Origin of the sequence: Microvirga pakistanensis (genome assembly GCF_004458765.1) — a bacterium.
Taxonomy (GTDB): domain Bacteria; phylum Pseudomonadota; class Alphaproteobacteria; order Rhizobiales; family Beijerinckiaceae; genus Microvirga; species Microvirga pakistanensis.
Genome location: NZ_SPJX01000332.1, coordinates 67090 through 77874, shown reverse-complemented (window position 1 = coordinate 77874; position 10785 = coordinate 67090). Strand labels below are relative to the sequence as shown.

Annotated in this window: 10 protein-coding genes; 2 read left to right on the top strand and 8 right to left on the bottom strand. The window is 64.1% G+C overall.

What is annotated here, in order from left to right; translation table 11 throughout:
• Position 1 precedes the first annotated feature (1 nt).
• Positions 2-1192, bottom strand: coding sequence for a substrate-binding domain-containing protein (locus tag E4K09_RS17755; protein WP_134499120.1), 1191 nt, complete (start codon positions 1190-1192; stop codon positions 2-4).
• Positions 1193-1293: 101 nt separating this feature from the next.
• Positions 1294-2238: a DMT family transporter gene (locus tag E4K09_RS17750; protein ID WP_244610568.1), complete on the bottom strand. Its 945-nt coding sequence runs from the start codon at positions 2236-2238 to the stop codon at positions 1294-1296.
• A 74-nt stretch (positions 2239-2312) separates the two neighbouring features.
• Between E4K09_RS17750 and E4K09_RS17745 the strand changes: the two genes are divergently transcribed.
• Positions 2313-2768: a PaaI family thioesterase gene (locus E4K09_RS17745; protein ID WP_134499118.1), complete on the top strand. Its 456-nt coding sequence runs from the start codon at positions 2313-2315 to the stop codon at positions 2766-2768.
• Between the two features lie 87 nt (positions 2769-2855).
• On the opposite strand, the gene E4K09_RS17740 is transcribed toward E4K09_RS17745, so the two are convergent.
• From E4K09_RS17740 to E4K09_RS17730, 3 genes are all read right to left on the bottom strand, one after another.
• Positions 2856-3770, bottom strand: a complete 915-nt coding sequence (locus E4K09_RS17740; RefSeq protein WP_134499117.1) for an SMP-30/gluconolactonase/LRE family protein — start codon at positions 3768-3770, stop codon at positions 2856-2858.
• A gap of 109 nt (positions 3771-3879) precedes the next feature.
• A complete protein-coding gene (locus tag E4K09_RS17735) occupies positions 3880-4716 on the bottom strand; it encodes a universal stress protein (RefSeq protein WP_166802383.1) in 837 nt (278 codons plus the stop codon).
• 62 nt (positions 4717-4778) lie between these two features.
• Positions 4779-5603: a polyphosphate kinase 2 family protein gene (locus tag E4K09_RS17730; RefSeq protein WP_134499115.1), complete on the bottom strand. Its 825-nt coding sequence runs from the start codon at positions 5601-5603 to the stop codon at positions 4779-4781.
• A gap of 139 nt (positions 5604-5742) precedes the next feature.
• Between E4K09_RS17730 and E4K09_RS17725 the strand changes: the two genes are divergently transcribed.
• A complete protein-coding gene (locus tag E4K09_RS17725; protein ID WP_134499114.1) occupies positions 5743-6378 on the top strand; it encodes a glutathione S-transferase family protein in 636 nt (211 codons plus the stop codon).
• Here the strand turns inward: E4K09_RS17725 and ligD are convergent.
• From ligD to E4K09_RS17710, 3 genes are read right to left on the bottom strand one after another with little or no spacing between them, the layout of a single operon-like run.
• Positions 6360-7955, bottom strand: a complete 1596-nt coding sequence (ligD, locus tag E4K09_RS17720; RefSeq protein ID WP_134499113.1) for a non-homologous end-joining DNA ligase — start codon at positions 7953-7955, stop codon at positions 6360-6362. The two genes, E4K09_RS17725 and ligD, sit on opposite strands and share 19 nt — an antisense overlap.
• 42 nt (positions 7956-7997) lie before the next feature.
• On the bottom strand, positions 7998-9632 hold the full coding sequence (locus E4K09_RS17715) for an ABC transporter ATP-binding protein (RefSeq protein ID WP_134499112.1): 1635 nt from the start codon (positions 9630-9632) through the stop codon (positions 7998-8000).
• Position 9633: 1 nt separating this feature from the next.
• Entirely contained in the window at positions 9634-10779 is a 1146-nt protein-coding gene (locus E4K09_RS17710) for an ABC transporter permease subunit (protein ID WP_134499111.1), read from the bottom strand.
• Between the last annotated feature and the right edge of the window lie 6 nt (positions 10780-10785).

The window sequence follows — 10785 nt, the reverse complement described above, 5'->3', positions numbered from 1 at the left end:
CCTAGCGCTTGTTGCGAACCGGGATCGGCATCTTCTCGGCGGGAATCGTGGCGATCAGATCGAGCAGGTCGTTGGAATCCTTGCCGTCGCCCTTGACCTTGAAATGGTACATGGCCTGCATCGCCTGATGATCTTCCTTTCGGAAGGTCATGGTGCCCTTCGGGGTTTCGAAGCTCATGCCCTCCATGGCCGAGATCAGCTTCTCGGTATCGGTGCCGCCGGCCTTCTGGATGGCCGTCACGACGGCGGAGGCAGCGGCAAACCCTCCTGCGGTGAAGAAATCCGGCGGAGCGTTGTAGCGCTTCTGGTGCTCGGCCACGAGCCAGTCGTTCATGGCATTCTTCGGGAAGTTCCAGTAGTAGTAGATCGCCCCTTCCATGCCGGGATAGTTCTTGTAGATCTGCATGGCGGGCAGAATGTTGCCGCCGGGCGCGATCTCGATGCCGAAGCGCTCTGGCTTCAGGTCTGCGATCTTCGGCAGCGGATGCTGGCCGGCCCAGATGATGTTGATGATCTTCTTGCCGGGCTTGTCCTTCAGCGCGTCGAAGATCCGCTGAGCCGAGGCGGTGAAGTCCGTGGCGTTCTGCGGAGCGTATTCCTCGAAAACCACCTTCGCGTTGGGGCGGATTTCCGCCAGCGCGTTCTTGAGCGCCGCGACGCCGTCGCGGCCGAAGGCGTAGTCCTGCGCGAGGGTCGCAATGGAAACGTCACCGCTGGCCGGAACGGCGGCCGCCGCGCCATAGGCATCCTGGGTGGAGTTGCGGGAGGTGCGGAAGATGAAGCGGTTCCACTTGTCCCCGGTGATCGCATCGGCCACGGCGGGCTCGACGATCAGCACCTTGCCGTTCTCCTCCGCCACCGGCAGCATCGCGAGGGCCGCGGCCGACGAGGTGGTGCCGACCGCGATGTCGACATTGTCGTCGTTATAGGCCTGCTCCAGCAGGGTCTTGGCGAGATCTGCCTTGAGCTGATCGTCCTTCACCAAGACGGAGATCTTGCGTCCGTTCAGCGTCATGCTGCCCTTGGTGAGATATTCGAGGCCCATCATGAAGCCTGCTTCCGTCTGCTTGGCGTAAGCTTCGAGCGGACCGGTTTTGCCGGCGATCAGGGCGATCTTGATGTCCTGGGCAATGGCCGCGGAGGCGAAAAGCATTCCTGCCGTGGCGGCAGCGATCGTGAGCTTGAGATGCATCGGACTCCCTCTGTGTTCTTATTACGTCATTGACGGTCGCGGCGAGGGACCTGTCAAGTTCGTTCGCGAGGGAGGCGGGAGAGATGAGGTCAGTCTTTGGATCAAGCCTCCGGGAGGACGGGTTCCTCGATGTCCCTGGCCTCGCGCCCGCGTCGGGCGGCCTCCCGCTCGAGGAGCAGCAGCGCCACCCCGGCGGTGCAGATGACGGCGGCTCCCACCAGAGTCCAGAACTCGACGATATCTCCGAAGGCAAGATAGCCGAGGACGATGGCCCAGACGATGAGCGTATACTGATACGGCGCGACGACCGAGGCCGGAGCAATCTTCAGGGAGCGGTTGACACAGGCATGGGCCGTCATCGAAACGACGCCGAGGAGGAAAAGGCCTGCCAGGTCCAGCCAGTCCGGTGTGACCCATGCGAAAGGGGCGACGACGATACCGAAGAGCACGTTGCCGAGCATCTGCCCCAGAACGAGCGTCCCGTCGTCGGTGTCGCGTAGCTTCCGGGTCGCGATCATCAGCAGAGAGTAGAACAGGCTGCCCGCAAGCGCGATGAGGGCCGGCCACGAAATGGTCGCCGGTGACGGGTGAAGGGCAATCAGGACGCCGATGAAGCCCACGGCGATGGCCAGAATGCGCGGCCGGTCGATCCTCTCGCCCAGCCAGAACACGGCGAAGGCCGCGACGTAGATCGGTCCTGCAAGATAATAGGTCATCACGTCCGCGAGCGGCAGGTAGGTGACGGCCCAGTAGAAGCAGGACACCTCCAGCGTCGAAAGCAGGATGCGGAATGCATGCAGGCCCGGCTGCGGCGGAACCCTGACGGGAATGTTCTGCTGCCGCATGATCGGGAGAAGAACGGCCAGCGCCGCGAGGCCGCGCAGGAGCAGGACCTGTCCCACGGAATAGGTGGCCACGAGCCACTTGCCCATGACGTCGTTCACGGAAAACAGAAACGTGCCGAGCAGCATCAGGCCGATCCCGACCAGCGCACCCGAACGCACCCGTCGGGCAGATTTGGAAACAGCCTGATTCATGGTCGGCATACATGATCGAAGCCCGAAGAATTCACAAGAGGGCTGGAAGCTGTCTTAATGAGCCGGGCAGCAGAGGCGGGAACATGGGTGATCCGGTACCGGCAGATCCGAACTTCGAGGCGCGGGTGCGGACGAGTTTCGCCAAGCAGGGCCTCATGGACACGCTGGGAGCCTCCATCGTCCGCGTCGCTCCTGGAGCGGTGGAGATCCTTTTGAGCCCGACCCATGCCGTGTCGCAGCAACATGGTTTCGTGCATGCGGGAGCCGTCGCGAGCATTGCCGATTCGGCCGCCGGCTATGCGGCCTTGACCCTGATGCCGCCCGGAGCGGGTGTGCTCACGGCCGAGTTCAAGATCAACCTTCTGGCGCCCGCCATGGGGGATCGCATCGTGGCGCGGGGCAGGGTGGTCAAGGCGGGGCGCACGCTCACGCTGGCGCAAGCCGACGTCTTTGCCGAGCGCGACGCGCAGGAGAGGCTCGTGGCCGTCCTCATGGCCACCCTCATGACGATCGAGGGACGCTCGGGGGTCGATGACTAGAGCTGTTTCCACGGGCGTGGAATCACCTCTTTTCTTTGGTGTGCCGCATTTTTGCCGGTGAACCGGGTCACTTCGCCGAAAAATGCTCTAGAAGGTCTTCGCCCCGTTCACCGGGAGCAGGATCGAGTACAGGGACGTCGTGGCGCAGATATAGAGCCGGTTGCGCTTGACGCCCCCGAAAACCACGTTCGCCACCACTTCCGGAACGAGGATCTTGCCGATGAGGGTGCCGTCGCTGTCGTAGCAATGCACCCCGTCTCCCGCGCTCGTCCAGATCCGCCCGGCCTCGTCCAGCCGGAAGCCGTCGAAGAGGCCGCTGGTGCAGGTGGCAAAGATGTCTCCGCCCGTGAGACGGCCGTTCTCGCCCACGTCGAAGACGCGGATATGGCGGGGCCCGCCGTCGACATGGGTTGCCCCCGTGTCGACGACGTACAGGCGCTTCTCGTCCGGGGAGAAGGCGATGCCGTTCGGGCGGACGAAGTCGTCGGCGACGATGCTGACGGAGCCGCTGTGCGGGTCGATCCTGTAGACATGGCAGGCGCCGATCTCGCTCTCCGCCTTGTGGCCTTCGTAGTCGGAATCGATTCCATAGGCCGGATCCGTGAACCAGATCGATCCGTCCGACTTCACCACCGCGTCGTTGGGACTGTTGAAGCGCTTGCCCTCGTAGTGGCTGGCGATCACCGTGATGGATCCGTCATGCTCCGTGCGTGTCACACGCCGGTTGCCATGCTCGCAGGTGACCAGGCGCCCCTGGCGGTCGACCGTATTGCCGTTGGAATGGCCCGACGGGGCACGAAAGACGCTCACCGCGTTCGAGGTCTCGTCGAACCGCATCATGCGGTCGTTGGGAATGTCGCTCCAGACCAGATAGCGTCCCGCCGGAAAGTAGGCGGGGCCTTCCGCCCAGCGGCATCCTTCCGCGAGCTTTTCGAGCCGGGCGGACGGGATGAACAGGCGGCGGAAGCGCTCGTCCAGGACGACAGCCACATCGCGAAACATCGTGAACTCCCCATTCCCCGAGCATTTTGCGGCGAAGTGGACCCGGTTCGCCGTCCAAAAACGCGGTACACCAAAGAAGAGAAATGATTCCACGCCCGTGGAAACAGCTCTAGTGGGCCATCAGCACGGGCATCGTGGTGTTGCTCAGAATATGGCTGGTCGCCCCGCCGAAGAACATCTGCCTCAGGCGGCTCTGGGTATAGGCGCCCTTGACCAGGAGGTCGCAGCCGAGAGCGGCACATTCGGTCAGGATGGTCTCGCCGGGCCTGTCCGACGGGTCGGGAGCCGTCATGGCCTCGGCGGGAATATCGTGCATCCGCAAGGAGCGGGCGAGTTCGGACCCCGAGGGACCGGGAACCCCCCAATCTTCCAGTTCCAGAACGATGACGCGCCGCGCTCTCCTCAGCAGAGGCATGGCGCCGAGAACGGCGCGTGCGGTTTCGGTGCTCCGGTTCCAGGCGATCACGGCCACTTCGCCGAAGGTCTTTGGCGGAATCGGCGGAGCGATCATGACCGGATGGCCCGTTTCGAACAGGGCCGCCTCCACCGTGGACAGGCGTGTCTGGCCGTCCGAACCATCCGGCCTGCCGACGACGATGGTGTCGAACACCCGGCCGTAAGCACCCAGGAATGCATCCTCCATCAGACCATCCTGACGCCAACCGAAGCTCAGACCTGGAAGGCCTGCGGACGCGCGCGGGATCTGCTTGGAGGTCATGAAGCCTTCGAAACGCTCGCGGCAGATGCGTGCCATGTCCAGGCGGTTTTCGGGCGTAAGGGGCGAGGGAACGCCGATGGCGATGTCGACCGGCAGAACCACGGGATAATCGGGGGTGATCGCCAGCCCCTCGATATAGCTGTCAAAGGCTCGGCCCAGGAGGAGAGCCAGCTCAAGCTGGCTCTCGATTTGGCCATGATCTTCGATCGGAACGAGAATGCTTTTCATAAGATTATTGTCGCTCGCCGGGCCCGCCTCGGCAAGAGCTTTCGACGAAAGCGCCATCCCCCTTATGAGATCGTGAATTCGTCGGGCTGCCACTGCACCTTCGGATATTGCGGGTTCATGTCCTCGAGGGTGGCTTTGACGATCGTGGCAATGGCTGCATTGCGAACCCATTTGCGGTCGGCCGGAATGACATGCCAGGGCGCATGATGCGTGGAACAGCGCTCCAGCATGGTCTCGTAGGCGTCCTGGTACGCGTCCCAGTAGATCCGGTCTTCGAGATCGCCCGGGTTGAACTTCCAGTGCTTTTGGGGGTCGTCGAGACGCTCCTGAAGCCGTTCCTTCTGCTCGTCTTTCGAAATATGCAGCATGAATTTGAGAATGGTCGTGCCGTTCTCGACAAGGTGTTTCTCGAAGGCATTGATCTGGTCATACCGCTGCTCGACGATGTCCGGCGGCGAGAGGTTGCGCACCTTCTCCACGAGCACGCTCTCGTAATGCGAACGGTTGAAGATGCCGATGGTGCCCCGGCGAGGGCAGGCGGCATGAACCCGCCAGAGATAATCGTGCGCCAGCTCCGTTCTTGTGGGAACCCCGAAGGGGGTCACCGTGACGCCCAGCGGCCCCGTGGCATTGAACACGGTGCGGATGGTTCCGTCTTTGCCCGACGTGTCGGTGCCCTGGAGGATCACGAGCAGCGCGCGCGAGCCTTCCGCATAGAGCCGGTCCTGCAAGGCGTCGATGTCCTTCGCGAGGGCGGCGGTTGCCGCCTTGGTGTCTTTCTCGCCGCCGAAGAGGCTGGAATCGCGCGTGTCGCGCTCCGTCAATCGGACGCGCTCTCCCGGCGCCACCCGCACTTTCGCGATGATGCTGCGCTCCAGTTCCGTCATTTCCGGGTCTCCCAAAACCTCTTCAGGACGATAGGGCGGTTGCCTGCGAAAGGAAGGTTGGGACGGAGCAGGCGGGGATCTTTACGAAACGCGGCCCGCTTTCTACGAATGAAGTTCCGCTCACGAAAGGCTCCTCCCGATGTTGGCGCTCTATTATTATCCCGGCAATGCCAGCCTGCTTCCGCATATGATGCTGCGGGAAACCGGGGTACCTTTCGAGACGCGTCTCGTCGACCGGGGCAACAATGCGCAAAAAAGCGCGGACTACCTGAGCCTCAATCCGAACGGCCGCATTCCCGTGCTGATCGACGGCGATCTCGTGTTGTTCGAGACCGCCGCCATCGCGCTCCATCTCGTCGACAAATTCCCCCAGGCCGGCCTTGCCCCGGAGGTGGGAACCCGTGAGCGTGCGGAGTTCTACAAGTGGATGATCCATCTGACGAACACGCCGCAGGCGGAGTATCGGGCTTGGTTCTATCCGCATGAGCATGTCAGCGAAGAGACGGCCGTGCCTGCCGCCAAACAGGCTGCCGAGCAGCGGCTCTACCGGATGTTCGACGTCATTTCCGAACAGCTCGGCGACAGGACGTGGCTCCTCGGGGATCGCTTTTCCGCCGCGGATCTCTTCCTGTTCATGCTGATACGCTGGGGGCGGGGCATGCCGCGCCCGCCGCGAATGCTCCCGAACCTGAACGCACTGGCCGAACGGGTCCTCGCGCGCCCTGCCGTGCAGGAGGCCTTGCGAGTCGAGGGAATTCAGTCGCCCTTCTTCTGAGAGGCGCGCTTCGGGCGCTTCACCTCGGGCAATACCTGATCGACCTGAGCCATCCGCGCCCATGGATCCTCTCTCAAGGATGACAAGCGCTGGCCCAGGTTCGGGACCGTGAAGCTGTTGGGCTTGAGATCCGGCGTCAGCTCCTCCCAGGCAACCGGCGTCGCCACGGGCGCGCCGGGACGCGAGCGGCTCGAATAGGGAGCGACTGCGGACGCCTCCCGGTTGTTGCGCAGGTAATCGATGAAGATCTTAGCTTTCCGCTCGTTCTTGACCGAGGTGGTGGTGTAGCGATCCGGCTCGTCCGTCGCCATGGCTTCCGCCATATTGCGGGCGAAGTCCAGGGCATCCTTCCAGGCTGCCTTGGGCCTCAGAGGCGCCACCACATGGAGGCCCTTGCCTCCCGTGGTCTTCACGAAAGTCTCGAGGCCGAGCGCCTTGAGGCGCTCACGGATCGCGAGCGCGCCTTCGATCACTTGGGTCCACTCCACGCCCTCTCCGGGATCGAGGTCGAAGATCAGCCGATCCGGGCGCTCCAGATCCTTCATTGTCGCCCCCCAGACGTGCAGTTCCAGCACGCCCGATTGGACGAGGGCCACGACGCCCTGGATGTCGGTGACGGTCAGCACCTCCAGCTTGCCCGACGTATCCGGCACCATGGTGCTGTGAATGGCGTAATTCATGCCCGCCCAGGAATGGCGCTGGACGAAGCATTTCTTCTGCGCCCCCGAAGGGCAGCGGATCAGGGTCAGGGGGCGGTCGACAAGATGGGGCAGGAGCCATTCGGCGACGCCTGCGTAGAACTCCGCGAGTTCCTGCTTGGTCAGCCCCTGATCCTCCCAGAGCACCCGCTCGGGATGGGTGAGGGGAATGCCGGCAACCGCGACGTCGCTCGCCTTGGCAGCTTTGGCGGTGGCTGTGCGCTTTGCGGGAGACGCGCGCTTCTCCACCGGAGGGGCAGCGGCCTTCTTCGAGGCTGTCTTTCGCTTCGCCGTGCCTTTCGCGGCTCTGCGGGTGGGGGCGATCTCCTCGATGGACCGGCCTGATTTCACGGAGAGGGGCTCCTCTTCGAGGATGTCCGGGACGTCCTCGGTGCGGGCATAGGGGTCGTCGGCCTTGATCAGCAGCCAGGATTCCTGGCGTTCGCGCGGGCGCTTCGCCATGCGGATCAGATGCCATGTGCCATGGAGCTTCTCGCCGTCGAGGCGGAAGGTGAGGCGGCCCTCGTCATATCCCTTCTGGGGATCGCCCTCCGGCTCCCAGGTGCCCCGGTCCCAGACAAGGACCGTTCCGCCGCCATATTGCCCCTCGGGGATCGTGCCCTCGAAATCCGCATAGGCGAGCGGGTGATCCTCCACTTGGACCGCGAGACGCTTCTCGCCCTTGACGAGGCTCGGGCCCTTCGCCACGGCCCAGCTCTTCAGGACACCGTCGAGCTCCAGGCGAAAATCGTAATGCAGGCGGGAGGCGTCGTGCTTCTGGACGACGAAGGACGAGCCCTTGCGCCGTGCTGTCTTGCCCTCCGGCTCGGAGGTTCTGGTGAAGTCGCGCTTGGAGCGGTAGGAAGCGAGCTTTGCCATGGCGCGGAGTCAAATCCGCGCGGTGGTGTTCGGTTCCAGGGCTCAGGAGGCCAGGGGCTGGCTCCTGGTTTCGGTGTTGTCGCGCTCGGTCAGGAAGGCGGCGGCGATCAGGTCGCGGGTATAGGCCTCCCGAGGGCGCTCGAAGATGTCCTCGGCCGTGCCGCGCTCCACCACCTTGCCGGTCTTCATGACCATGATCTCATCCGACAAGGCCCGCACGACCGCGAGGTCGTGGCTGATGAACAGATAGGCGAGGCCATGGGCTTTCTGCAGGTTGCGCAGCAGCTCCACGATCTCCTTCTGCACGGAGCGGTCGAGGGCCGAGGTCGGCTCGTCGAGCACCACGAGCTTCGGATGCAGGATCATGGCGCGGGCGATCGCGATGCGCTGGCGCTGGCCGCCGGAGAATTCATGCGGGAAGCGGTTGCGCCACGCCGGATCGAGCTGCACCTCCTCGAAGGCCTGGGCCGCCCGGCGGTCTCGCTCCTTGCGGGAGATGCTCGGCTCGTGGACGAGAAGGCCTTCTGTGACGATCTCGCCCGCCGTCATGCGCGGCGAGAGGGAGCCGAAAGGATCCTGGAAGACGAGCTGCAGATGCCGGCGCAGGGGGCGCATGCCGGAACGGTCGAGGGGCATGAGGTTGCGATCCTCGAACCGCACCATTCCGGAGGCAGGCTGCAGTTTCAGGATCGCGCGCCCGAGGGTGGACTTGCCGGAGCCCGACTCGCCCACGATCCCCACCGTTTCCCCGGCCCGCACGGCGAGGCTGACATCGTCGACCGCGCGGAGGATGTGGGTGGTCTTGCCGAACAGGTTCTTCTCGAGGGCAAACGTCACCTGGATGTTCCTGGCGTCCAGAACGACGGGCGCGCCAGTTGGCGCGGGTTCCTTGCGGCCCCGCGGCTCCGCGTCGATCAGCATCTGGGTGTAGGGATGCTTGGGGGACGCGAAAATGTCCGCCGTGGTTCCGCTCTCCACGACTTCGCCGCGCTTCATCACATAGGTGCGGTCCGCGAAACGGCGCACGATGCCGAGATCGTGGGTGATGAACACGATGGACATGCCGAGACGCTTCTGAAGGTCGCGCAGCAATGCGAGGATCTGCGCCTGAACCGTCACGTCGAGAGCAGTGGTCGGCTCGTCGGCGATCAGCACGTCCGGATTGTTGGCGAGCGCCATGGCGATCATCACGCGCTGGCGCTGACCGCCGGACATCTCGTGCGGATAGGCATCGATGCGGCGGGCCGGATCGGGGATCCGCACCAGCTCCAGGAGCTCGATGGCGCGCTTGCGCGCGGCCGCCCTGCTCATCTTGCCGTGGGTCATCAGGGGCAGTGCGAGCTGGTCGCCGATCCGGTAGAGCGGGTCGAGCGAGGTCATCGGCTCCTGGAAGATCATGGTGAGCTTCGAGCCGCGATAGGCGTTGAGCCTGTCGGGGGAAAGGCCGATCAGTTCCTTCCCACGATAGGTCACCGAGCCTTCGGCCCAGCCGTTGGATGCGAGCAACCCCATGACGGACATCATGGTCTGGCTCTTGCCTGAGCCCGACTCGCCCACGATCGCCACGGTCTCGCCGGCCGGGATGTCGAGGTCGATGCCCTTCACCGCATGGAGAATGCCGTCGCCGGTGCGGAAGCGGACGTGAAGGTTGCGGACGGACAGAACGGGTTCGGCCATGTCACCGATCCTTCGGGTCGAGAGCATCGCGCAAGCCGTCGCCGATGAAGTTGAGGCAGAACAGGATCGCGACAAGGGTGATGGACGGGTAGAGCAGCATCCAGGTGGCGCCCTGGATGTTCTTGGCGCCCTCGGAGATCAGGACGCCGAGGCTGGTATTGGGCTCCTGCACGCCGAGGCCGAGGAACGAGAGGAAGCTCTCCAAGAGGATCACCTTGGGCACGAGCAGCGTCATGTAGACCACGACGGGCCCCAGCGTGTTCGGGATCACGTGGCGGCGGATGATGCCCTTGGTCTCGACGCCGAGCGCCTCCGCGGCCTGCACGTATTCCTGGCGCTTGATCGAGAGAGTCTGGCCACGCACGATACGGGCCATGTCGAGCCACTCCACCGCTCCGACCGCGATGAACATCAGGATGAAGTTGCGGCCGAAGAAGACGACCAGCATGATCACGAAGAAGATGAAGGGCAGCGAATAGAGAATGTCGACGATGCGCATCATCACGAGGTCGACGCGCCCGCCGAGATAGCCCGAAGTCGCTCCGTAGATCACGCCGATGAGGATTGCCACGAAGGTGGCGAGCAGGCCGATGGAGAGGGAGATCTGGCCGGCCTTCATGGTGCGGGTCAGAAGATCGCGTCCGTTCGTGTCGGTTCCGAAGTAGAAGTATTGCTGCTTCACCGGAACGTCGACGATGAGCCTGCGGCCCTCCTCCTGACGGTCCACCACCCGGGCGGTGCCGAAGAGGTCCGAGCGCTCGAAATAGGCGAGCAGCCGCTCGTCGATGGGGCGGGCGCTCGTGCTCACGAGGGTGAGACGCACGGTGCCGTCGTCGGTGCTGATGTTCTCGGCCTTGGCCCGTACCCGTGCGCCGATGCGCTCGATCTGAGGCTCGATCTGGTCCGGCTTCGGGTAGGCCTCGAGGCTGGCGGGCACCTTCACGTAATCCGTATAGACCCGATCGAACGGATGGCCTGTGAAGAAGGGTCCGACAATGCAGGCCAGCGCGATCAGGCCGAGCACGATGATGCTGGCGAGGGCGGCCCGGTTGCGGACGAGGCGTCCCCGGGCCTCCGCCCAGAGGGAGCGGCCCGTGACGACGGGCCCGGTCATGGTTTCGACAGGAAGAACAGCGCCTTCAGCCATGATGAC